At 50.6% G+C, this 21,407-nt stretch carries 32 protein-coding genes and 1 pseudogene; 25 read left to right on the forward strand and 8 right to left on the reverse strand.

What is annotated here, in order from left to right:
• Window positions 1–3: 3 nt before the first annotated feature.
• From ABWW03_RS17595 to ABWW03_RS17610, 4 genes and pseudogenes are all read right to left on the reverse strand, one after another.
• Complete coding sequence (locus ABWW03_RS17595; RefSeq protein ID WP_353410564.1) at window positions 4–258, reverse strand: acyl carrier protein; 255 nt, start codon at window positions 256–258, stop codon at window positions 4–6.
• Window positions 259–267: 9 nt separating this feature from the next.
• Window positions 268–525: a phosphopantetheine-binding protein gene (locus tag ABWW03_RS17600; protein ID WP_353410566.1), complete on the reverse strand. Its 258-nt coding sequence runs from the start codon at window positions 523–525 to the stop codon at window positions 268–270.
• The gene (locus tag ABWW03_RS17605) at window positions 518–1,279 is read right to left on the reverse strand and encodes a lysophospholipid acyltransferase family protein (RefSeq protein ID WP_353410568.1); all 762 of its coding nucleotides are present in this window, start codon (window positions 1,277–1,279) and stop codon (window positions 518–520) included. The genes ABWW03_RS17600 and ABWW03_RS17605 overlap by 8 nt, the downstream gene beginning before the upstream one ends.
• A gap of 1 nt (window position 1,280) precedes the next feature.
• A pseudogene (locus tag ABWW03_RS17610) lies at window positions 1,281–1,883 on the reverse strand (beta-ketoacyl synthase chain length factor); the annotation flags it as partial.
• Between the two features lie 315 nt (window positions 1,884–2,198).
• Between ABWW03_RS17610 and ABWW03_RS17615 the strand changes: the two are divergent.
• Both ABWW03_RS17615 and ABWW03_RS17620 read left to right on the forward strand, forming a co-directional pair.
• Complete coding sequence (locus tag ABWW03_RS17615) at window positions 2,199–2,633, forward strand: excinuclease ATPase subunit (protein WP_353410570.1); 435 nt, start codon at window positions 2,199–2,201, stop codon at window positions 2,631–2,633.
• Window positions 2,633–3,352: a 4'-phosphopantetheinyl transferase family protein gene (locus tag ABWW03_RS17620; RefSeq protein ID WP_353410572.1), complete on the forward strand. Its 720-nt coding sequence runs from the start codon at window positions 2,633–2,635 to the stop codon at window positions 3,350–3,352. Before ABWW03_RS17615 ends, ABWW03_RS17620 begins: the two co-directional genes overlap by 1 nt.
• Before the next feature lie 80 nt (window positions 3,353–3,432).
• Here the strand turns inward: ABWW03_RS17620 and fusA are convergent, their stop codons facing one another.
• The 4 genes from fusA to ABWW03_RS17640 all read right to left on the reverse strand — a co-directional run bounded on the left by fusA (window position 3,433) and on the right by ABWW03_RS17640 (window position 10,275).
• On the reverse strand, window positions 3,433–5,520 hold the full coding sequence (fusA, locus tag ABWW03_RS17625) for an elongation factor G (protein ID WP_353410574.1): 2,088 nt from the start codon (window positions 5,518–5,520) through the stop codon (window positions 3,433–3,435).
• Between the two features lie 196 nt (window positions 5,521–5,716).
• Window positions 5,717–8,578: a TonB-dependent receptor plug domain-containing protein gene (locus tag ABWW03_RS17630; RefSeq protein ID WP_353410576.1), complete on the reverse strand. Its 2,862-nt coding sequence runs from the start codon at window positions 8,576–8,578 to the stop codon at window positions 5,717–5,719.
• A 123-nt stretch (window positions 8,579–8,701) separates the two neighbouring features.
• Window positions 8,702–9,709: a FecR family protein gene (locus tag ABWW03_RS17635; protein ID WP_353410578.1), complete on the reverse strand. Its 1,008-nt coding sequence runs from the start codon at window positions 9,707–9,709 to the stop codon at window positions 8,702–8,704.
• Complete coding sequence (locus ABWW03_RS17640; protein WP_353410580.1) at window positions 9,706–10,275, reverse strand: RNA polymerase sigma factor; 570 nt, start codon at window positions 10,273–10,275, stop codon at window positions 9,706–9,708. The genes ABWW03_RS17635 and ABWW03_RS17640 overlap by 4 nt, the downstream gene beginning before the upstream one ends.
• Window positions 10,276–10,530: 255 nt before the next feature.
• On the opposite strand from ABWW03_RS17640, the gene rpsJ reads away from it, so the two are divergent.
• The 23 genes from rpsJ to rpmJ all read left to right on the forward strand — a co-directional run bounded on the left by rpsJ (window position 10,531) and on the right by rpmJ (window position 21,283).
• Complete coding sequence (gene rpsJ, locus ABWW03_RS17645) at window positions 10,531–10,842, forward strand: 30S ribosomal protein S10 (RefSeq protein ID WP_166843487.1); 312 nt, start codon at window positions 10,531–10,533, stop codon at window positions 10,840–10,842.
• A 107-nt stretch (window positions 10,843–10,949) separates the two neighbouring features.
• Window positions 10,950–11,594 carry a 50S ribosomal protein L3 gene (gene rplC, locus ABWW03_RS17650; RefSeq protein ID WP_353410583.1) on the forward strand — a complete coding sequence of 215 codons (645 nt, stop codon included), beginning with the start codon at window positions 10,950–10,952 and terminating at the stop codon, window positions 11,592–11,594.
• Between the two features lie 20 nt (window positions 11,595–11,614).
• Window positions 11,615–12,229, forward strand: a complete 615-nt coding sequence (gene rplD / locus ABWW03_RS17655) for a 50S ribosomal protein L4 (RefSeq protein ID WP_353410585.1) — start codon at window positions 11,615–11,617, stop codon at window positions 12,227–12,229.
• Window positions 12,226–12,522 carry a 50S ribosomal protein L23 gene (rplW, locus tag ABWW03_RS17660; protein ID WP_353410587.1) on the forward strand — a complete coding sequence of 99 codons (297 nt, stop codon included), beginning with the start codon at window positions 12,226–12,228 and terminating at the stop codon, window positions 12,520–12,522. The genes rplD and rplW overlap by 4 nt, the downstream gene beginning before the upstream one ends.
• Before the next feature lie 13 nt (window positions 12,523–12,535).
• Window positions 12,536–13,363: a 50S ribosomal protein L2 gene (gene rplB, locus ABWW03_RS17665; protein WP_353410589.1), complete on the forward strand. Its 828-nt coding sequence runs from the start codon at window positions 12,536–12,538 to the stop codon at window positions 13,361–13,363.
• Between the two features lie 38 nt (window positions 13,364–13,401).
• On the forward strand, window positions 13,402–13,680 hold the full coding sequence (gene rpsS, locus ABWW03_RS17670) for a 30S ribosomal protein S19 (RefSeq protein WP_166843492.1): 279 nt from the start codon (window positions 13,402–13,404) through the stop codon (window positions 13,678–13,680).
• A gap of 12 nt (window positions 13,681–13,692) precedes the next feature.
• Window positions 13,693–14,025 carry a 50S ribosomal protein L22 gene (gene rplV, locus ABWW03_RS17675; RefSeq protein WP_353410592.1) on the forward strand — a complete coding sequence of 111 codons (333 nt, stop codon included), beginning with the start codon at window positions 13,693–13,695 and terminating at the stop codon, window positions 14,023–14,025.
• Window positions 14,026–14,038: 13 nt separating this feature from the next.
• Window positions 14,039–14,728: a 30S ribosomal protein S3 gene (gene rpsC, locus ABWW03_RS17680; RefSeq protein ID WP_166843494.1), complete on the forward strand. Its 690-nt coding sequence runs from the start codon at window positions 14,039–14,041 to the stop codon at window positions 14,726–14,728.
• A 12-nt stretch (window positions 14,729–14,740) separates the two neighbouring features.
• Complete coding sequence (rplP, locus tag ABWW03_RS17685; protein ID WP_166843495.1) at window positions 14,741–15,154, forward strand: 50S ribosomal protein L16; 414 nt, start codon at window positions 14,741–14,743, stop codon at window positions 15,152–15,154.
• Window positions 15,154–15,345, forward strand: a complete 192-nt coding sequence (rpmC, locus tag ABWW03_RS17690) for a 50S ribosomal protein L29 (RefSeq protein ID WP_166843496.1) — start codon at window positions 15,154–15,156, stop codon at window positions 15,343–15,345. The genes rplP and rpmC overlap by 1 nt, the downstream gene beginning before the upstream one ends.
• Before the next feature lie 2 nt (window positions 15,346–15,347).
• Window positions 15,348–15,614 (forward strand): 30S ribosomal protein S17, encoded by a 267-nt coding sequence (rpsQ, locus tag ABWW03_RS17695; protein WP_166843497.1) that lies wholly within the window; start codon window positions 15,348–15,350, stop codon window positions 15,612–15,614.
• 35 nt (window positions 15,615–15,649) lie between these two features.
• Window positions 15,650–16,018 carry a 50S ribosomal protein L14 gene (rplN, locus tag ABWW03_RS17700; RefSeq protein WP_166843498.1) on the forward strand — a complete coding sequence of 123 codons (369 nt, stop codon included), beginning with the start codon at window positions 15,650–15,652 and terminating at the stop codon, window positions 16,016–16,018.
• A 33-nt stretch (window positions 16,019–16,051) separates the two neighbouring features.
• Entirely contained in the window at window positions 16,052–16,369 is a 318-nt protein-coding gene (gene rplX, locus ABWW03_RS17705) for a 50S ribosomal protein L24 (RefSeq protein ID WP_353410596.1), read from the forward strand.
• Between the two features lie 17 nt (window positions 16,370–16,386).
• Window positions 16,387–16,926: a 50S ribosomal protein L5 gene (gene rplE / locus ABWW03_RS17710; RefSeq protein ID WP_166843500.1), complete on the forward strand. Its 540-nt coding sequence runs from the start codon at window positions 16,387–16,389 to the stop codon at window positions 16,924–16,926.
• 9 nt (window positions 16,927–16,935) lie between these two features.
• Window positions 16,936–17,241 carry a 30S ribosomal protein S14 gene (rpsN, locus tag ABWW03_RS17715; protein ID WP_353410598.1) on the forward strand — a complete coding sequence of 102 codons (306 nt, stop codon included), beginning with the start codon at window positions 16,936–16,938 and terminating at the stop codon, window positions 17,239–17,241.
• A 31-nt stretch (window positions 17,242–17,272) separates the two neighbouring features.
• Complete coding sequence (gene rpsH / locus ABWW03_RS17720) at window positions 17,273–17,665, forward strand: 30S ribosomal protein S8 (protein WP_353410601.1); 393 nt, start codon at window positions 17,273–17,275, stop codon at window positions 17,663–17,665.
• 35 nt (window positions 17,666–17,700) lie between these two features.
• The gene (gene rplF, locus ABWW03_RS17725) at window positions 17,701–18,234 is read left to right on the forward strand and encodes a 50S ribosomal protein L6 (RefSeq protein WP_353410603.1); all 534 of its coding nucleotides are present in this window, start codon (window positions 17,701–17,703) and stop codon (window positions 18,232–18,234) included.
• 10 nt (window positions 18,235–18,244) lie between these two features.
• Entirely contained in the window at window positions 18,245–18,595 is a 351-nt protein-coding gene (gene rplR, locus ABWW03_RS17730) for a 50S ribosomal protein L18 (protein WP_166843504.1), read from the forward strand.
• A gap of 10 nt (window positions 18,596–18,605) precedes the next feature.
• Window positions 18,606–19,115 carry a 30S ribosomal protein S5 gene (gene rpsE, locus ABWW03_RS17735; protein ID WP_166843505.1) on the forward strand — a complete coding sequence of 170 codons (510 nt, stop codon included), beginning with the start codon at window positions 18,606–18,608 and terminating at the stop codon, window positions 19,113–19,115.
• Window positions 19,116–19,152: 37 nt separating this feature from the next.
• Window positions 19,153–19,338, forward strand: a complete 186-nt coding sequence (gene rpmD, locus ABWW03_RS17740; RefSeq protein ID WP_166843506.1) for a 50S ribosomal protein L30 — start codon at window positions 19,153–19,155, stop codon at window positions 19,336–19,338.
• Window positions 19,339–19,342: 4 nt separating this feature from the next.
• Window positions 19,343–19,777, forward strand: coding sequence for a 50S ribosomal protein L15 (rplO, locus tag ABWW03_RS17745; protein WP_166843507.1), 435 nt, complete (start codon window positions 19,343–19,345; stop codon window positions 19,775–19,777).
• A gap of 33 nt (window positions 19,778–19,810) precedes the next feature.
• Window positions 19,811–21,133, forward strand: a complete 1,323-nt coding sequence (gene secY / locus ABWW03_RS17750; RefSeq protein WP_353410607.1) for a preprotein translocase subunit SecY — start codon at window positions 19,811–19,813, stop codon at window positions 21,131–21,133.
• Window positions 21,134–21,166: 33 nt separating this feature from the next.
• On the forward strand, window positions 21,167–21,283 hold the full coding sequence (rpmJ, locus tag ABWW03_RS17755) for a 50S ribosomal protein L36 (protein WP_166843509.1): 117 nt from the start codon (window positions 21,167–21,169) through the stop codon (window positions 21,281–21,283).
• Window positions 21,284–21,407: the final 124 nt, after the last annotated feature.

A 21,407-nucleotide genomic window follows, 5' to 3' on the forward strand; every position in this document is an offset into this window, starting at 1 on the left:
GTGTTACTCTTGCAGTAATTCGGTGACCGCTTGAATAACATCCTCCACGGTTCGAACATTTTTAAAGTCTTCGGGCTGAATTTTTTTACCACTCCACTTTTTGAGCTCAACCACGAGATCAACGGCATCAATGCTGTCGATATCCAAGTCGTCATACAGATGGGCCTGCGGAGTGACTTCTTCGGCTTCCAGCTCGAATAAAGTGCAGATAACATCGGTAACTTTTTCTGTGATTTGATCTTGAGTATAACTGCTCATATCTCCTCCTTACGAACGATGCGTGGCGACCAGAGCAGCCAGTGATTTAACATTGGCAAAGTGCTTTCGGTTTTCTTCGGAATCAGAGTCCAGCTTGATGCCATATTGCTTCTGGATGGCGAGGCCCAATTCCAAGGCGTCAATGGAATCCAGTCCAAGCCCGTCGACAAACAGTGCTTCGTCACTGTCGATATCGTCACAGCTGACGTCTTCCAGATCCAGGCTGTCAATGATGAGTTGTTTGATTTCTTGTTCGAGATTACTCATCTCTTATTATCTCCTTCTCAAAGTAATCTGTTAGGTTTTTACTGAGCTCTCGCGCTGCGACAGAGGGTACACTTTCCAGATATGGGGCAATCTCGATGTCGTCTCTCACGCTGATGCTGATGTGAAAACGGCGAGGCGGGATATTGTACCAACTCTCTTGTTTTGTGAGCGTTGAAGGAGAGCATTTTATGATAACCGGCGTAATATTGTTAGCGGTGCGAACGGCGATGTTGGCGGCCCCGCGTTGCAGCTTCATCGCTTTACCGACCTGGGTGCGAGTACCTTCCGGGAAAACGATGAGGTTGTTGCCTCGATCCAGGGAGGCTTTTGCCGAGACAATGGTATCTTCCGCGTTGTCGTTTGCGATATAGCGCCCAGCGCTGATTGGACCTCGTGTGAAAGGGTTTTTCAATAGAGCGGATTTCACCACGCAATCGGCCCGTGGCAGCATGGAAATCAGGAAGACTACATCAATGAGCGTCGGATGGTTGGCGAGAATCAGCAGGCCTTCGCGATCAAGTTTTTCAGCCCCATCCACCTCAAAGGTGCAGACGCCGAGCCCTCGCATTAAACGCATGAACAGATAGAATGATTTGTGAATCATCCACTTGATGCGTCTTTCCAATTGGCCGCTGTCTCGGGTGAAAAGCTTGACTGGCCAGACAATGAGTGGCATTAGCAGACCCCCAAGCCCGAAGCAGAGGAAGCTAATGGCGGTCGCGATAAGGCGCCAGTAATAATTGAGTATGTTCATTTCAGTTTACGCGGCGTAGGGTCCACTGGTGGCTATCGCTGAGGTAACTCATGCCCGTTTCCGGACGCAGCAGGCACTTGATGAATTCCTCTCCCGGGAAGCTTGTTTGTCCTTTTTCACTTGTCAGCTGTGATGTCCCGCACAATTCAAAGTGTTCTTCGCCCGGTGTTGCTTTTGTGATGAGCAGGGCAATGGCTAAGGCTTCGCGGCCCAGGCGATGGGGCGGTGTGTATATATTGGGTAGGGGTTCGTCGTAAATAAGGCAGGCGACTTCTTCGTGTCCAGCTTCCAATAAGCCATAGGCTTCAATCAGCGTTGTGAACAGACTGTTCGAGCCCGCGCAGATTGCATTTATTGCCCCATTGTATTTGTGGGCAATGGAATAAATACCGGCGATGGCATTGTGCACGGATAAGCTGAAATTTGTTGGCGACATGTCTTCGTGTCGAGCAATGGCATCCAGTAAGGAGACGGTTCGGTCGACCTCACCGTGCTCTGAGCAAAATACGGCGGTATCTGCACGGTTTTCTGGCAGGGATTCAAAGCAGCTCAGGGCAAGTTTTCCCAGGGGGCTGAGGCGTCGCCTTAGCATTGCGGGGATGCTTTGGGGGCTGGGTGTCGATTCTTGAGGTACAAGACTTTGCCCTTGACTCCATGTTTGCCATTCTTCATATGTTCGAATGGTTGGGCTTTGAGCAGTCCATGCGTTTACGCTAAATGTTATTTTAATCATTGGGTCTATAGAGTCGCAGTATGCGTTAACTCTTGGGTAAGCGTGAGCCTTATAAGTTGGCGCTAATAATAGCATGTGGGTGGCGAGATTTCCTCACTTTAGGCACGGCTATATTTACCTTCCCGGTTGGCTTGAGTACACTCATATCACTGAATGCTTATTTTATGGTTTATATTGGAGGTAATCATGGGGCGCGTAGTTGCGGTGGCGAGTATTGTGTTGGCTTTGTTTTCGTCGGTGTGTCTGGCAAGGGATACGACGCATTTTTTTCCTATTGAAGAAGCAATGACTTCATCGGATGCAAAAGCAAAGTTGAATGCGGGCATTACGTTTCATTTCGCCTCAAGTCCATCGGGGGCAAAGGTGATCACCTCGGCCGTGGCAAATCGCAAAACCAATGCCTTTGGCAAGTCCGATGAGAAAGCCTGTAAGTGGGTGTTTCTATCCGCAATGATTGCTTTGCAGGATCGTGCCGTGAAAGAAGGGGCAGACGCGGTCACCAATATCGTGAGTTACTACAAAAAGAACGAGCGCAGCAGCGAGACAGAATACGAATGTCATGCAGGCGCGATTATGGCGGGTGTTGCCTTGAAGGGTGATATCGTCAAACTGAAGAAGTAATGACTTGCGAGTTATTCGTTGTTCCGCTGAATGAGGGGACCGAGAGGCCGGCTGAAAAGCTGGCCTCTTTGGTTTTGCAGGCATCAGAGCTCCATGAGCTGAGCGTATTGAAAGGGCGGCGGCGCAATCAGTATTTGTTGTCGCGTTTCTACCTGAAGGTGATTCTATCTGGCCTGTACGGTGTCGCAGAGCCTTCAAGGATGTCTTTGCTTAGACAAGATGGATTGCCGCCTTTATTAGATCCTCCTGCCGATCTTTATTTTTCCATTTCCCACAGTCGTGATGTTGTGTTGTTGGCGGTCTCCAGGTCAGCATCCATAGCCGTTGATGTCGAATGGCATCGCGGTCGGGATTTTCTTGAATTTTCAAATACGTATTTTCACCCCAGGGTGTTTACTGAGATCAATGTGTTGGATGGGAATGACTTGGAGGCTGTGTTTTATCAATATTGGGTGAGGCTGGAGGCGGGTTTGAAGTTAGCGAAAGGAAGTGTGTTTTCCGATTTTATGTCGCGCTGTTGTCCGCAGAATGTATTGGAAGATCCGGAAGGGCCTTTGTTTAACAGTTATGCCGGTCAATATCGGGAATATTCAATTGCACTTGCCAGTGAGGCCAATATGATCCCTCGTCTGTATCTGCTTGATTGTTCTGAGCGGTGTTTTAATTTTTTGCCGCTTGATGTGGATTTGAGCAAGAAGGTCTTTCTCGTCGAGGCGTAATGAACCGATCGCATCGAGTAGGCGAAAAAAAGCCCCGCGAGCTGAGCTGGCGGGGCTTTTTTAGGCGTTGAAAGCGCTAATTACTTCTTAGCTTCTTTCTTGGCCTTTTCATCAGCGATCACTTCTTCTGCCACGTTCTGTGGGCAAGGCAGGTAGTGGCTGAACTCCATGGAGAACTGGCCACGGCCTGAAGTGATGGTACGCAGGTGGCCAATGTAGCCAAACATTTCAGCCAGAGGTACATCAGCTTTAATGCGAACACCGGTGGCACCAGGCTCTTGATCTTTGATCATGCCGCGACGACGGTTCAAGTCACCGATAACATCACCAACGTGATCGTCTGGAGTGAACACGTCAACGTGCATGATAGGCTCGATCAGCTGTGGACCCGCTTTAGGCATAGACTGACGGAACGCGCCTTTCGCTGCAATTTCAAACGCTACTGCCGAGGAGTCAACGGCGTGGTAGCCACCGTCATACAATTCAACGTGAACGTCCAGTACAGGGAAGCCAGCCAATGGACCTTCGTCCATCATACCCTTGAAGCCCTTCTCAATCGCTGGGAAGAATTCCTTAGGTACGTTACCGCCCACAACAGTGGATTCGAACGTAAAGCCAGTGCCAGGCTCATTAGGCTTGATGCGGTAGTCGATTTTACCGAACTGACCAGAACCACCAGACTGCTTCTTGTGTGTGTAGCTGTCTTCGATTGGCATGGTGATGGTTTCACGGTAAGCCACCTGTGGCTGACCGACTTCCAACTCAACGCCGTAGGTACGCTTCAGGATGTCTACTTTAATATCCAGGTGCAATTCACCCATACCTTTCAGGATGGTCTCACCGGAATCTTCATCGGTTTCAACAACGAAAGATGGATCTTCTGCAACCATCTTGCCGATCGCAACACCCATTTTCTCGGTAGAACCTTTGTCTTTAGGTGCAACAGCGATAGAGATTACTGGCTCTGGGAAGATCATTGGCTCAAGAGTACAAGGGTTCTTAGGATCACACAGGGTGTGACCTGTCTGAACGTTTTTCATGCCAACAACGGCGATGATGTCGCCCGCTTGTGCACTGTCCAGCTCAGTACGCTCATCGGCGTGCATTTCTACCATGCGGCCGATACGCTCGGTTTTACCGGTGTAAGAGTTCAGGATGGTGTCACCCTTCTTCATTACGCCAGAGTAAATACGGATAAAGGTCAGGGCGCCAAAACGGTCGTCCATGATCTTAAATGCCAGCGCGCGCAGTGGCTCTTCAGCGGAAACGATAGCGTGCTCGCCAGTCTCTTCACCTTCTTCGTTGGTCAGAGGCTGAGGATCAACTTCGGTTGGGCTAGGCAGGTAATCAACAACCGCGTCCAGTACCAGCTGAACACCTTTGTTTTTAAACGCAGAGCCACAGAACGTTGGGAAGAAGTCCAAGTTGATGGTGCCCTGACGGATGCAGCGCTTCAGGTCTTCGATAGAAGGCTCTTCACCTTCCATATAAGCTTCCAGCAGGTCGTCGTCTTGCTCAACGGCTGTTTCAACCAGCTTCTCGCGGTATTCAGCAACCAGATCAACCATGTCAGCTGGGATGTCGACAACTTCGAAGTTCTCAGGCAGGCCAGAATCGTCCCATACAAAAGCGGTTTCGTTCAGTACGTCAACAACACCAACGAAGCCGTCTTCACGGCCGATGGGCAGAGTCATAACCAGTGGGTTAGCACCCAGAACTTTCTCAACCTGGCCAACAACGCGCAGGAAGTCAGCACCAACACGGTCCAGTTTGTTAACGAAGATGATACGGGCTACTTCAGATTCGTTCGCATAACGCCAGTTGGTCTCAGACTGAGGCTCAACACCACCGGAACCGCAGAATACGCCTACGCCGCCGTCCAGTACTTTCAGGGAGCGATATACTTCAACGGTGAAGTCAACGTGCCCTGGAGTGTCAATGATGTTCATGCGATGGTCTTTCCAGAAGCAGGTAGTCGCTGCTGACTGGATAGTAATACCGCGCTCGGCTTCCTGCTCCATGAAGTCGGTGGTGGATTCACCGTCATGTACTTCACCGGTTTTATGGATTTTACCGGTCAGTTTCAGGATACGCTCTGTGGTAGTGGTTTTACCGGCATCAACGTGTGCGAAGATACCTATGTTACGGTAGTGTGATAAGTCAGACATTTCTGTTTCTCGAGTTAAACCAAGTCCAATTCCAAAAAAATAGCGCGCAATTATACGGAGTCTTGCGCCCTTATTGAACCTAAATTAAAAGAAATATGGTGATTTTTTGCTCGCCGATATAAAAAAGCCATCCCCAGAGGGGGATGGCTTTGATTGATTGCCGCGTATTTTGCCGCTTTGATGACGGCGGGTGGGCTTAGAAGTCGTAGGTAACGCCGAGATAGTAATAAGCGCCATTGAAGCCAAATGGGGCTGAGCGACGAGAGTAAGTAAACACTCCTTTGCTGTCGACGATCAGATTTCCACCAGGGCCATCTTCAATTGCCCCACTTCTTGAGTTGCCAATCTGGTTTTCATCCGGCGTAACATCAAAGATGTTGTTGCCGCCGAAGTTGATGCCAAAGCCGTTGTCGAAGTTATAGGCGACGCGCAGATCCGTGAGAATCTCGGCGCCATAGGTCTGGCGACCACCGTCTTCGATGGTGTATTCACCAAATCGGTTGAACGAGAGATTCATCGTCCAGTTGTCATTGGTGTAAAGGCCGCTCACGCTGATGCGGTCTTTGGGTTGCCATTCCTCGATGATGGAGATGTCTTGAGAGCTGAATACCTGGTCGGTGCTCAGGGCTGACAGTCCGCTGTTGGCCGGTGTGAACAGGCTGGTGACATCGGTCTTGGTGTAATTGGCTGCCATAGTGATGTCGAGATTACCGCCACCGAGTTCGATGCCTTCATAAGAAGCGACGATATCGACACCTTTGGTTTCGGTGTCAGCGCCGTTCAGGAAGAACTGCGCCTGAGAGGCGCCTGCGCTGTTCAGTGCGGCATCCAGCTCATCGTTCAGGCCAAGTCCGAGACCGCGGCTGATGACGATGCGATCATCGATTTGCACTTGATAGAAGTCGATGGTGACGTTGAGTTGATCGCTCAGGTCGGCCACGATGCCGAAGCTCAGGTTTAGAGACTCTTCTTCTTTCAGGGCGGGGATGCCGATGGCTTGGGCGACAGCGCTGTCGTTGCGAAAGGTGCCGCGTTCAGCGGCAACCAGATTGCCGTTAGCGTCCGTCACAAACTGGGTGCTGACGTTATTAAAGTACAGCTGTTGCATGGAGGGTGCGCGGAAACCGGTGCTGGCTGCGGCGCGCAAACGTACCGTGTCGCTGGCAGCGAAGCTGCCCGCCAGTTTGTAGTTGACGGTGTTGCCGAAGCCGTCGTAGTCATCGTAACGCATGGCGGCGCTGATCATGAGGTCGTCGGTAACTTGGTATTCGCCATCCAGATACAGGGAATTCACATCGCGCTCTTCATCAACAGCGGATTGTGGACCGATGCCAGGGAAGCCCTGGATACCGCCACTGCGGTCGCTGCTGTATAAGCTCATGCCGTTTTGGGTGTCGTAGTCACGGTAGGCGTACTCCTCTCCAGGAATCACCTTGTAGCTGTCCTTGCGAATTGCGGCACCGGCAGCCAGAGCCAGATCGCCATAAGATTGAGTGAAGTCTACGTTGAAGGTGTCGAGACCCAGCTCCAATCCGTAAGCGCGGGCGCTGCGTGGCACGCTGCCGCGAATGTCGGCATCGCTCATGTCGGTACTGTTGAGCAGGTGGTTCGCAAACGAAGAGTTCAGTGAGTTGCTGGTGGTGTAGTCGATGGTGTTTTCACCGGTGGTGTAAGACACATCCAGAGTGGCGCCGCTGTCGAATTCCATGCGGTAGCCGATGTTCACCGAGATGTCTTCGATCTCGCTGTTGATTTTTGGCAGGAAGCCGGCTGGGATGGTGGCGTCGCCATCGGCCAGTGGGGCGTTGCCTCCATTGTTGGCATTGTGGCGGAAGAACGCTGCGGACTCATTGTCCCGGTTTGAATAAGTTGCGAAGCCGTAGAGCTCGCCTGATCCAATTTCAACACCCGCGTTCAGGGTGAGGGCGGTTTGCTCGGACTCGGCATCACCAATACGGAACGTTTGACGAGGTGCGGTGATTTCTCGTGGGTCGCCTGCTTCGAGAATGCCATTGCCATCGGTATCCACGCAGCCGCTGAACTGGCAGGAGCCATGCAGACCGGCGCGATTGGTGTGCTCGCGATCCCGCAGGTTACCTGAAATGTTCAGGTAGCCATCATCACCCAGGGTGAAGCCCTTGGAGAAGTCGATGTTGGTGGTGTTGCCGTCGCCTTCCGAGTATTCACCATTGGAAATGCCGATGTGGCCGGCTTCATTGTCATCTTTCAGTACGATGTTAATAACGCCTGCAATGGCGTCGGAGCCGTACTGGGCGGCTGCGCCATCGCGCAGTACTTCAATGCGCTGAATCGAAGCGGCGGGAATTGCGTTCATGTCAACGCCAGCGGTACCTCGGCCAACGGAGGTGTTGATGTGAATCAGGGAAGCTTGGTGGCGACGCTTGCCGTTCACCAGAACCAGTGTTTGATCTGGGCCTAAGCCTCGCAGGGTAGCTGGGCGCAGTGCATCGGTTCCGTCGGAAATCGATGAGCTGGGAAAGTTGAAGGACGGGGCGAGTGCTTGCAGCATTCTGCCCACCTCAGTTTGGCCGCTGTTGGACAGGGCGTCTGCGCTCAGGGTGTCGACGGGAACCGGCAAGTCGCCTGCTGAGCGGCCGGCCTGGCGGCTACCCAGTACGGTCACTTCTTCAATTTCCAGGGTGCTATCTTGGGCAATACTTGGGGCGGCGGTCGCGCTGATTGCGCTGGCGACGGCGGCCGCAAGTAGGGTTTTATTATTTTTCATTGTATCTGCTCTCTCCGTTTGGCTTTGTATATCAATACTCAGCTGTCCGGATTTGCCGATGCGCGCTACCAGTCCACTGCCGTGAAGCAGCTTGTGTATACCGTGTCGAAGACTGTGGCGTCCTCGCAAGGTATTGGCCTTGTAGGGTTTGGTTGCCTGGAAGGAAAACACAATGGTGATGTCTGCCTGGCGTCCAAATTCCGTCAGGGCGCGATCGGCGCGCTGCGCAGGTATATTAAAAGAGTGGAGCTTGTCCATCTCTGTGTGCTTACTTCCCGCACTGGGATTGGCCAGCAAAAGCAGGGCAATCATGCAGGTGGTGAGCGTTTTGCGCAGCCGTCCGTCAGCCTCGCTTGAAGCTGACAGTTGGCTCAGGAATTTCCGCCATAGAAATTTGCAGGTGTGTAAGAAACCCATTGTGATGGTGGTCTGGGTCTAAGGTTGGCGAAGATGAATGGATTGCTCGCGGCGTTCGGCCACAATGCCGAAGCTTTCCTCTAGGGCGTTGAGCAGTTTGTCTGTGTCGTTGGTTTTGAAAAAGCCGGCGATCTGCAATGCCTGGATGTCGTCATCCATTGTGAACGACAGTTCCGAGTAGCGCTCTACTTCGCTCATGGCCTGGCGCAAAGGGGCACCATCAAAAACAATAAAGCCCCGCTGCCAGGCGAGTTCGCCATCAATAGTCTCGCTTTCAATGGGGGTGACCGAGCTGATTTTCTGCTCGCTAGAGGCGACTTTCTGTCCGGCGCTCAGGTAGGTGGTGACGGGCGTTGGCAGCGTGTTGCGACTGTCGCTCGCCAGCCTTGCGGTTTGTGGGCCTTGCAGGGACACTTTGCCTTCGGTGACCAGCAGTTCCATTTCTTTCTGATTTGAAAGCTGTATGTTGAACGCGGTGCCAATGGCGGTGATGGTGTTGTCGCCGGCTTCGACAATAAAGGGGCGGCGCTTATCGTGTGCTACGGTGAAGTGTGCTTCTCCTTGTTCCAGGTATACCCGGCGTTCGCCCAAGTCAAAATCGATTCGCAGTCGACTGTTGGTGTTCAGGTGGATTGTCGAGCCATCATTCAGTTTGTATTGGCTGTGTTCGCCAATGGCGGTTGTGAACGTAGCCTGCTGCAGGAGGTTGTTGTTCACCCACAGAAGGCTCAGGCCAATGGCCAGTGCCGCGAGGCAGGCGGCCGCCGCAACAGGAAAGGCAAGTGCTGTTCGTTTTGCCGGGGCTTCTTCGAGTGGGAACATGGCTGATAGTTCGCTGAGCATGCTCATGGAGTCCCACAGGGCCGCCATCTCAAACAGGCTTCGTCGGTGGTTGGGGTTTGCGTGAACCCACTGGTGCATGGCCTGCTGTTCTTCGTCGCTCAGGCCGCGGTCGACCTTGGCGAGCCATTCGCTGGCCTGGTCCAGGCAGTCTTCAGTGGGGGTTAGCTGGCTTACTTTGCTCATTTGTTCGTGCGGCTTGTTCTGAGTGTGGGGTTCTCGGCCTTAGCGTCGTGGCTGTGACCTTGTTCTATGTTCTTTATATAGCTGAAGCAGCTGCGCATGCCTTTGGCAATGTGCTTCTCAACCGTGCTTTCGCTCAATTGCAGATACTCGGCGATTTCTTTCTGGCTCAGTCCATATACCTTTTTTAGCACAAAGGCTTTGCGGCAGCTGTCCGGCAGTTGCTCAACGGCGCGGCAGAACTGCAAAAAGCGCTCTTTTGACTCAAACTCCTGCTCGGCGCTGGGCGATAGTAGATGGACAGTTGGCTCGTCCAAATCCTCCAGATGCTCGCTTCGGCTATTGTCCCAGCGTTGCAAGTGGTTGATGGCAAGTCGCTGAACGGTACGCAGCATGTAGGTCTTGGGGTACTCGATTTCCTGTTTGAGCTCGGCTTCATAACAGCGCACGAAGGTGTCCTGGACAATGTCGTCAATGTCCTGAGGTTTGACCAGGTGGCGAATCCGGTTGGCGAGTTTCTGCCGATAGCTCTGAAACACCTGACTGATGCGGTTGGGGGGTTGGCTCATGTGCTTTCGCTTATTATTAGTCGCCCGGCAGTCTAACAGGTTTTGTGGTGTGAGGCGCTATTTGGCGGTCCGCCTCGGTTTCTCTGTAAGCCCGGTTTGGGGGGTGTATAGGAGCATTGGAGGGGTTGGTTAATTTTTTTACAAATAGGCCTTGACCGAACCCGTAGAGGTCTATAGAATTCCGCTTCCATTTTTCAGGGTCGTCAGGCTTTGAGAAGTGGGTAAATTTATTAACGATTTTGGAGTTTGGTTCAGATGCAGAATCAACGAATTCGAATCCGCCTTAAGGCTTTCGACCACAAGCTCATCGACGCTTCTACTGAGGAGATTGTTGAGACGGCAAAGCGTACTGGCGCACAAGTTCGGGGTCCGATTCCGCTGCCGACTCGTAAGGAGCGTTTCACTGTATTGATTTCTCCGCATGTTAACAAAGATGCGCGTGATCAATATGAGATTCGTACACATAAGCGTTTGTTGGATATTGTTCAACCGACTGAAAAGACTGTTGATGCACTTATGAAGCTAGATCTAGCTGCTGGTGTTGAGGTTCAAATTAGTCTCGGTTAATTATTTAATAATGCCGAAATCCTAGGCCTCAATGCCTAGGTATGTGTAACGCTCTGAGATGGGCGGCCATAGCGGGTAAAAGCCCCGTACACTGAGAGGTTAGCAAAATGACGATTGGTCTAGTCGGCCGCAAAAGCGGTATGACTCGCATTTTTACTGAAGATGGTGTTTCCATCCCTGTTTCTGTGATTGAGGTTGAACCCAATCGCATCACCCAGGTTAAGAACGTGGAAACCGACGGTTACAACGCTGTACAAGTAACCGTAGGGTCTCGTCGTGCCTCCCGTGTCGCTAAGTCTGCTGCAGGTCACTTCGCTAAAGCTAATGCTGAAGCGGGTCGTGGTTTGTGGGAGCTTCGCAACGACAACGAAGAAGCTTTCGAAGTTGGTGGTCAAATCACCGTTGAGACTTTCGAAGCTGGTCAAAAAATCGATGTTACCGGTACCTCTAAAGGTAAAGGCTTTCAAGGTGGCGTTAAGCGTTGGAATTTCCATATGCAAGATGCTACTCACGGTAACTCAATTTCCCACCGTGCTCCTGGCTCTATCGGTCAATGTCAGACCCCAGGACGTGTGTTCAAAGGCAAGAAGATGGCAGGTCACATGGGTTCTGAGCAGGTAACTGTTCAAAATCTGGAAGTGGTTCGCATCGATGCTGAGCGCAATCTGCTGTTAGTTAAGGGTGCTGTACCAGGTGCTCCAGGTGGTGACGTGATCGTACGTCCTGCTGTGAAACTGCAGAGCAACGGTTAAGGCTTCCTAGGGGGATGACCATGGAATTAAATATTGCAACACCTGAAGGCGCTAAGGGTACAGTTTCTGTATCTGAAGTGGCTTTCGGTCGTGAATTTAATCAAGACCTGGTGCACCAGGCGGTAGTGGCCTTTATGGCTGGTGCTCGTCAGGGTACTAAGGCCCAGAAAAACCGTTCTGCGGTTTCTGGTGGTGGCGCCAAACCTTGGCGTCAAAAGGGCACAGGTCGTGCACGTGCTGGTACCAGCCGTAGCCCAATCTGGCGCTCTGGTGGTGTTACATTTGCTGCTCAGCCTCGTAATCACGAGCAAAAGCTGAACAAGAAAATGTACCGCGCTGCGATGCGCTGCATCTTGTCTGAGTTGAACCGTCAAGATCGTCTGGTAGTTGTTGAGTCTTTCGCTGTTGAAGCGCCTAAGACGAAAGAGCTGGTAGGTAAGATGAAGCAGTTCGACTTAACTGAAGCGTTGATCATTACTGAAGACATCGATACTAACTTGTACTTGGCGTCACGCAACCTGCACAAGGTTGACGTTCGCGATGCGCAAGCGATCGATCCAGTAGCTTTGATCCGCTTTGACAAAGTTGTGGTAACTGTTGCTGCACTGAAAAAGCTTGAGGAGACATTGGGATGAACCAGGAACGCATTTATAAAGTGCTGCTAGGTCCAGTGATTTCTGAAAAAGCGGCATTGGCTGGCGAAGCTACCAATCAGGTAGTTTTTAAAGTGACTACGGATGCCACTAAAGCTGAAATCAAAGCGGCAATTGAGCAGCTGTTTGAAGTTAAAGTTGAAGGTGTACGTGTTTTGAACGTTAAGGGCAAAACCAAGCGTACCCGTCACGGTATGGGCAAGCGTAGCGATTGGAAAAAAGCTTACGTTCGCCTCGAGCAAGGTCAAGACATTGACTTTGCAGTAGCAGAGTAAGGGAGACGTTGAGATGGCTATTGTAAAACGTAAGCCTACTTCTCCAGGTCGTCGTCACGTAGTTAGTGTCGTCAATCCTGAGCTGCACAAAGGTGCTCCTTACGCGCCTCTGCTAGAGAAGAAGTCTAAGTCTGGTGGTCGCAACAATAACGGTCGTATTACGACTCGTCATATTGGTGGTGGCCACAAGCAGCACTATCGTTTGATCGATTTCAAGCGCAACAAAGATGGCATTCCTGCCAAAGTTGAGCGTCTGGAATACGATCCAAACCGCAGCGCTAATATCGCTCTGGTTTGTTATGCCGACGGTGAGCGCCGTTACATTATCGCTCCTAAAGGCATAAGTGCTGGTGCAGAAATCGTGTCTGGTGACGCGGCGCCAATCAAGCCTGGTAACACATTGCCACTGCGTAACATTCCAGTGGGTAGTGTTGTTCACTGCATCGAGTTGAAGCCTGGTAAAGGTGCTCAAATCGCTCGTTCTGCAGGTACCTCGGCTCAGCTGGTTGCTCGTGACGGTGCTTATGCAACCCTGCGTCTGCGCAGCGGTGAAATGCGTAAGGTTCTGTCTGAGTGTCGCGCTACCTTGGGTGAAGTGTCTAACAGTGAGCACAGCTTGCGCTCTCTGGGTAAGGCAGGTGCTTCTCGCTGGCGTGGTGTTCGTCCTACCGTTCGCGGTGTGGCGATGAACCCAGTTGATCACCCACACGGTGGTGGTGAAGGTCGTACTTCTGGCGGTCGTCATCCGGTGTCACCTTGGGGTACGCCTACTAAGGGTTATAAGACCCGTAAGAACAAGCGTACCGATAAGATGATTGTACGCCGTCGCGGCAAGAAATAATTACTTGTCTAAGTAAGTAGCTGAAAGAGGAAAGAACAGTGCCACGTTCACTGAAAAAAGGTCCTTTCATCGATCTTCACTTGATTAAGAAGGTCGAAACAGCGATCGAAAAAAATGATCGGCGTCCAATTAAAACCTGGTCTCGCCGTTCAATGATCATGCCGGAAATGGTTGGTTTGACCATCGCTGTGCATAACGGTCGTCAGCATGTGCCCGTTCTTGTTAATGAAGAGATGGTTGGTCACAAGCTGGGCGAATTCGCTGCGAGCCGCACTTATCGCGGTCACATCGCAGACAAGAAAGCTAAGAAGCGCTAAGAGGTAATGACGATGGAAGTAGCAGCAAAATTGCGCGGTGCTCGTTTGTCGGCTCAGAAAGCGCGTCTGGTTGCTAATCAGATTCGTGGTAAACACGTTGAAGAAGCATTAGACATTCTGGCTTTTAGCCCAAAGAAAGGCGCCGAAATTATTAAGAAAGTGCTTGAGTCTGCTATCGCAAACGCTGAGCACAACGAAGGTGCGGATGTTGATGAGCTACGCGTTTCTACAATTTTTGTAGACGAAGGCTTAACAATGAAGCGTATCAAGCCACGTGCGAAAGGTCGTGCAGATCGCATTTTAAAGCGTTCTTGTCACATCACCGTTAAAGTCGCCGACAGTTAAGAGAACAGACGTTATGGGTCAGAAAGTACATCCGACAGGTATTCGTCTGGGCATCGTTAAGAAGCACACCTCTACTTGGTATGCTGGCAGCGATGAGTATGCAGACAAGCTGAATACCGACTTGAAAGTACGTGCGTACATTCAAAAAGAATTGGCAAACGCATCTGTTAGCCGTGTAGACATCGAGCGCCCTGCTAATACAGCTCGCATTACCATTCACACTGCCCGTCCAGGCATCGTGATCGGTAAGAAAGGTGAAGACGTTGAAAAACTTCGCGCCGCTGTAAGCAAAGAGATGGGTGTTCCTGTCCACATCAACATTGAAGAGATTCGCAAGCCTGATCTGGATGCGACTCTGGTAGCCCAGGGTGTTGCACAGCAGCTGGAGCGTCGTGTTATGTTCCGCCGCGCTATGAAGCGCGCTGTACAAAACGCTATGCGCCAGGGTGCTGAAGGTATCAAGATTCAGGTTGGTGGTCGTCTTGGTGGTGCTGAGATCGCTCGTAGCGAGTGGTATCGTGAAGGTCGTGTACCTCTACACACTTTACGTGCCGACATCGACTACGCAACTGCTGAAGCGGCCACAACTTACGGCATCATTGGTGTCAAAGTTTGGATCTTCAAAGGTGAAGTGATTGGTGATATGGAAGAAGCGCAAGCTGAAGCCAAGAAGCCTGCACCAAAGAAGAAAAATTCTAAGTAAGGGGTACGCCACATGTTGCAACCAAAGCGTACAAAGTTCCGCAAAATGCAGAAAGGCCGTAATCGCGGCTTAGCGCATCGCGGTTCTAAAGTGAGCTTCGGCGAATTCGCTCTGAAAGCTGTCGGCCGTGGTCGTATCACTGCTCGCCAGATCGAAGCGGCTCGTCGTGCGATGACTCGTCACATTAAACGTGGCGGTAAAATTTGGATTCGAGTGTTCCCAGACAAGCCTATTACTGAAAAGCCTTTGGAAGTACGTCAAGGTAAAGGTAAAGGTAACGTCGAATACTGGGTAGCTCAGATCCAGCCGGGTAAAGTTCTTTATGAAATGGAAGGCGTTTCTGAAGAATTGGCCCGCGAAGCATTTGAGTTGGCTGCTCGTAAGCTGCCAGTAAGTACAACCTTCGTTAAACGTTCGGTGATGTAATGAAAGCTCAAGAACTCCGCGAAAAATCAGTTGAAGAGCTGAACCAAGAGTTGCTTTCTCAACTGCAAGCGCAATTTAAACTGCGTATGCAAGCGTCTACTGGTCAGCTGAATCAAACTCATTTGATTCGCCAGACTCGTAAAGACATTGCTCGCATCAAGACAGTGCTGAACGAAAAGGCAGGTAACTAACCATGGCAGAAGCAGAAAAGTTGGTACGCACGCTGACTGGTAAAGTTGTAAGTAACAAGATGGATAAAACCATCGTGGTACTTATTGAGCGCCGCGTTAAGCACCCGATTTACGGCAAGTATGTTAGTAAGTCATCTAAGCTGAAGGCCCACGACGAACAGAACGAGTGCAAGATGGGTGATGTTGTAACCATCTCTGAGTCTCGTCCTTTGTCAAAGACCAAGTCTTGGGCTCTGGTTAAAATCGAAGAGCGCGCTGCTGAAATTTAATTCGGTAGTGTGCGTTAGAGTTTCGGAGACGAACGATGATTCAAACAGAATCTTACTTAGATGTCGCTGATAACAGTGGTGCTCGCCGTGTAATGTGCATCAAAGTGTTGGGCGGTTCACACCGTCGTTACGCGTCTGTTGGCGATATCATTAAGGTAACGGTAAAAGAAGCCATACCTCGCGGTAAGGTAAAGAAAGGCCAGGTCATGAAGGCTGTTGTGGTACGCACCAAGAAAGGTGTTCGTCGCCCTGACGGTTCTCTGATCAAGTTCGACGACAATGCTGCTGTATTGCTGAATGCCAGTGATGCTCCAGTGGGTACTCGTATCTTCGGCCCTGTAACTCGCGAGCTCCGTGGTGAGAAGTTCATGAAAATCATCTCTCTGGCTCCTGAAGTACTGTAACGGTACGACAAGCTAGGTATTGAGGACAGGGTAATGCGTAAGATTAAACGTGAAGATGAAGTGATTGTTATCGCTGGCCGCGACAAAGGCAAGCGAGGCAAAGTCGTTAAGGTTTTGCAAGACGATCGCCTAATCGTATCCGGTGTGCAGATTGTTAAGAAGCACCAAAAGCCTAACCCACAGTTGGGTGTTGCTGGCGGTATCGTAGAAAAAGAAGCTCCGATTGAGCCTTCCAATGTTGCGATATTCAACCCAGCTACTCAGAAAGCTGACCGGGTTGGTTTTAAAATCCTTGAAGATGGCAAGAAAATCCGCATCTTCAAATCCAACGGCGAAGCCGTAGACGCATAAGCAGACGGTATTAAAAAATGGCTAAGTTGAAAGAACTTTACCGGAGCGATATTGCCCCCAAGCTGAAAGAAGAGCTTGGTCTGGCAAACGTGATGGAAGTGCCTCGCATCACCAAAATCACCGTCAATATGGGTGTTGGTGAAGCTATTGGCGACAAAAAGGTTTTGGAAAACGCAGTAGCTGATCTGGAGAAGATCTCTGGTCAGAAAGTTGTTGTTACCAAAGCTCGTAAATCTATTGCTGGTTTCAAGGTTCGTGAAGGATGGCCTGTAGGCTGTAAAGTGACCTTGCGTCAGGATCGTATGTACGAATTCCTGGAGCGTCTGGTTTCTATCGCTATCCCACGTATCCGTGACTTCCGCGGCATCAGCCCTAAACAGTTTGATGGTCGTGGTAATTTTTCCATGGGCGTGAACGAGCAAATTATCTTCCCTGAGATTGACTACGATAAAGTAGACAAGCTTCGCGGTTTGGATATTTGCATCACCACCAGTGCACGTACTGACGAAGAAGGTCGCGCGCTGTTGAAAGCCTTCAACTTTCCTTTCAAAGGCTAGGGTAGAGTCATGGCTAAGAAATCTATGATTGCACGTGAAGCTAAGCGTGCAGCTACAGTGGCTAAGTACGCTGCCAAGCGTGCAGAGCTGAAAGCGATCATCGCCAATTCTGAAAGTTCTGAAGAAGAACTTTGGGAAGCCCAGGTTCAGTTGCAGAAGCTGCCTCGCGATGCGAGCCCTTCTCGTCAGCAGCGTCGCTGTCGTGTAACTGGCCGCCCACACGCGGTTTACCGCAAGTTTGGCCTGTGTCGTAACAAGTTACGTGAAGCTGCCATGCGCGGTGATGTACCTGGCTTGGTTAAGGCCAGCTGGTAATTTAGATCGCTGAACCTAGGAGCAGATTCCGATGAGCATGCAAGATCCTTTAGCAGATATGTTGACCCGCATTCGTAACGGTCAGCAAGCTGCAAAAGCTGAAGTAACCATGCCTTCTTCAAAGTTGAAGGTGAGTGTTGCACAAGTTTTAGAAAATGAAGGTTACATCAGCGGTTACAGTGTTGCAGAAGGCGCTAAGCCAGAGCTGACTGTTGAGCTGAAGTACTTCGAAGGTAAGCCAGTTATTGCTGAGCTTGACCGTGTAAGCCGTCCAGGTTTACGTAACTACGCTGGTAAAGATGGCCTGCCTACCGTTCGCGGTGGTCTGGGTGTTGCCATTGTTTCTACCAGTAAAGGTGTTATGAGCGATCGCGCTGCCCGTGCCCAAGGCATTGGTGGTGAAGTTCTTTGCACCGTATTTTAATTTAACTTTTTTAAAAAGTTTTATAGGAAATCGTAATGTCACGAGTTGCAAATAGTCCGGTTGAAGTACCTGCTGGCGTGACTGTCGACCTGAAAGGTCAAGACATCACTGTTAAAGGCAGCAACGGTACTTTGGCGCTGAACATTCACGGTTCTGTAGAAGTTAAGCTGGAAGAAAGCATGCTGACTTTCGCAGGTCGCGATAGCGCCAAGCAGTCCCGCGCATTAGCGGGCACTACCCGTGCACTGATCAACAATATGGTAATTGGCGCAAGCCAAGGCTTCGAGAAGAAGTTAATCCTGAATGGTGTTGGTTATCGTGCAAAAGCAGCGGGTAACACTGTAGACCTGACTTTGGGTTTTTCTCATCCTGTTGTTTACACCTTACCAGAAGGTGTAAAAGCTGAGACCCCAAGTCAGACAGAAATTGTTCTGAAAAGCGCTGACAAGCAATTGCTAGGTCAGGCGGCTGCAGAAATTCGCGCCTTCCGTCCACCAGAGCCTTATAAAGGTAAAGGTGTTCGTTACGCGGATGAGTATGTACGCCGTAAAGAAGCTAAGAAAAAGTAGGGCATAGGTCATGAGCGATAAAAAGCAATCTCGTTTGCGCCGCGCACGCCGCGCCCGCGCTAAAATTCGTGAGTTGGGTGTGACCCGTTTGTGTGTCAACCGTTCTCCACGTCATATTTATGCACAGATCATCGCCGGTGACGGTGGCCAGGTACTGGCCAGCGCCTCGACTCTGGATAAGAGTCTGCGTGGTGGTAAAACTGGTAACGCTGAATCAGCTGCAGCCGTTGGTACCTTGATCGCTGAGCGCGCGAAAGCCGCTGGCGTTGAAAAAGTGGCCTTCGATCGTAGCGGTTTTAAATATCACGGTCGCGTTAAAGCTTTGGCTGACGCTGCTCGTGAAGCTGGCTTAGAATTTTAAAGGTTGAGATATGGCTAACGGTAAAAAAGAAGACGCCAACACAGAAGGCCTGCAGGAAAAGCTGGTTCAGGTTAACCGTGTTGCGAAAACTGTAAAAGGTGGTCGTATCTTCGGCTTCACTGCACTGACAGTTGTTGGTGACGGTAACGGTAAAGTAGGCTTCGGTCGTGGTAAAGCTCGTGAAGTGCCTGTTGCTATTCAAAAAGCAATGGAAGCTGCACGTCGCAACATGATCCAGGTTGATTTGAATGGTGATACCATTCAATACCCAACCAAAGGTCGTCATGGTGCCTCTAAGGTATACATGCAGCCAGCCTCTCAGGGTACTGGTGTAATTGCTGGCGGCGCGATGCGTGCCGTGTTGGAAATTGCCGGTGTTCAGAACGTATTGGCCAAGTGCTATGGTTCTACCAACCCTGTAAACGTTGTGCGAGCTACTTTTGAAGGCTTGAAAGCAATGGCTTCTCCAGAGTCTGTTGCAGCCAAGCGCGGCAAGAGTGTTGAAGATATCTTGAACTAAGTTTTTAACTTGGTTAATGAAGAGCTGGTAAATAACCATGGCTAAGAAAACAGTTAAAGTTACTCAGGTTAAGTCCACTAATGGACGCCTGCAGTCCCATAAAGCCTGTGTTGCAGGCTTGGGTTTACGCCGCATTGGTCACTCCGTAGAAGTTGAAGATACTCCTTCAGTTCGCGGCATGATCAACAAGGTGAACTATTTGGTTAAGGTAGAGGGAGAGTAAGACTATGCGTTTAAATACTCTAAGCCCCGCTCCTGGCCGCGTTAAAGATCGTAAACGCGTTGGTCGCGGTATCGGTAGCGGTGTAGGTAAAACTGGTGGTCGCGGTCACAAAGGTTTGAAGTCTCGTTCTGGCGGTAGTGTTCGTCCAGGCTTCGAGGGTGGTCAAATGCCTTTGCAAAAGCGCCTGCCAAAATACGGTTTTACTTCTCGTATTGGTCGCGTAACGGCTGAAGTTCGTTTGGCTGAGCTGAACAACGTTGAAGCTGAAGTTATCGATCTGGACGCTCTGAAAGCTGCTGATTTGGTTAAGCAAAACATGAAGCGCGCGAAAGTGTTCTTGTCTGGTGAGCTGACCAAAGCTGTGACCTTGAAAGGTCTGGCAGTAACTAAGGGTGCTAAGGCTGCGATTGAAGCGGCTGGCGGCAAGGTCGAAGAATAACTTTGTTAATGCTTACGGCTAAGTGAGGTAGCGATGGCAACGGCTAAGATGCCATTAGCGAATCAGAAAGGACTAGGCGAGCTTTGGGCTCGCCTTCGTTTTCTGTTTTTAGCGATTCTGGTTTATCGTATCGGCACCCATATTCCTGTTCCTGGCATCGACCCAGATCAGGTTGCGAACCTCTTTAATCAGGGCAGGGATACCATCCTTGGCCTGTTTAATATGTTCTCTGGTGGTGCATTAGAGCGTATGAGTATCCTGGCATTGGGTATCATGCCATATATCTCTGCCTCGATTATTATGCAGTTGATGTCTGCAGTATCGCCCAGCCTTGAACAGCTGAAGAAAGAAGGCGATGCGGGACGTCGCAAGATCAGTCAATACACCCGCTATTTGACGGTAGCGCTGGCTCTGGTTCAGGGCACAGGCATGACCGTTGGTATGGCGAGCCAGGGCCTAGCCTATGGCGGTGGTGGTATCTCTTTCTACATCGTAGCGATTACCTCATTGGTAACCGGTGCAGTCTTTATGATGTGGTTGGGAGAGCAAGTGACAGAGCGTGGCATCGGTAACGGTATTTCCATGCTGATCTTTGCGGGTATTGTTGCTGGTTTGCCAGCGGCGATCGGGCAGTCCTTTGAAGGGGCCAAGCAGGGTGACATCAATATTCTGATGTTGTTGGCAATTAGCTTTTTGGCAATTGCACTGATTTGGTTTGTCGTTCGCATGGAGCGCGGTCAACGTCGTATCACTGTGAACTATGCCAAGCGTCAGCCCGGCCGAGGTGCCCAGAGCAGCCACCTGCCACTGAAAATTAATATGGCCGGTGTAATCCCAGCCATTTTCGCCAGTAGTATTCTGTTGTTTCCGGCCTCTGTTGCTCAGTGGTTCGGTCAAGGCTCAGAAGGTGTTGCTGCCGAAGTTTTACAAGAAGTTGCCCTTTGGTTAGGGCCTGGTCAGCCACTGAACTTTATTCTGTTCACGGCGATGATCATCTTCTTCTGCTTCTTTTATACGGCGTTGATGTTTAACCCGCAGGAAGTTGCAGATAACTTGAAGAAATCCGGCGCGTTCATTCCTGGTATTCGTCCAGGTGAACAGTCCGCAAAATATATTGACAGTGTCTTGACGCGTTTGACCGTGGTCGGCGCTGTTTATATTGCCGCGGTGTGTTTGTTGCCTCAGTTCCTGGTAGTAGCGGCCAATGTGCCATTCTATCTGGGTGGTACTTCGCTACTGATCGTAGTAGTGGTGGTCATGGACTTCATGGCCCAGGTGCAATCACACTTGATGTCTCATCAGTACGACTCACTGATGAAGAAGGCTAACTTAAAAGGCTATGGCAATTCCCGTTAAGGGCGGCGCCAAGTCTCGGAAAGAGGTTGAAACATGAAAGTTCGTGCTTCAGTTAAAAAGATGTGCCGTAACTGCAAAGTGGTCCGTCGCAATGGTGTTGTTCGAGTAATCTGCAGCGCCGAGCCACGTCACAAGCAGCGTCAAGGCTAACAGAAAGCAGTTCATCACTGCCTTCTGCTTTGGGGGCGTTGACTGTCGCCCGGGGGGAAACCTCCGGGCTATTGCATTTGTGCGGCTTTATCGGTATCCTTTCGCGCCTTTTGGTGCTGAGGGA

This window comes from Pseudoteredinibacter isoporae (assembly GCF_040372805.1).
GTDB lineage: Bacteria > Pseudomonadota > Gammaproteobacteria > Pseudomonadales > Cellvibrionaceae > Pseudoteredinibacter > Pseudoteredinibacter isoporae_A.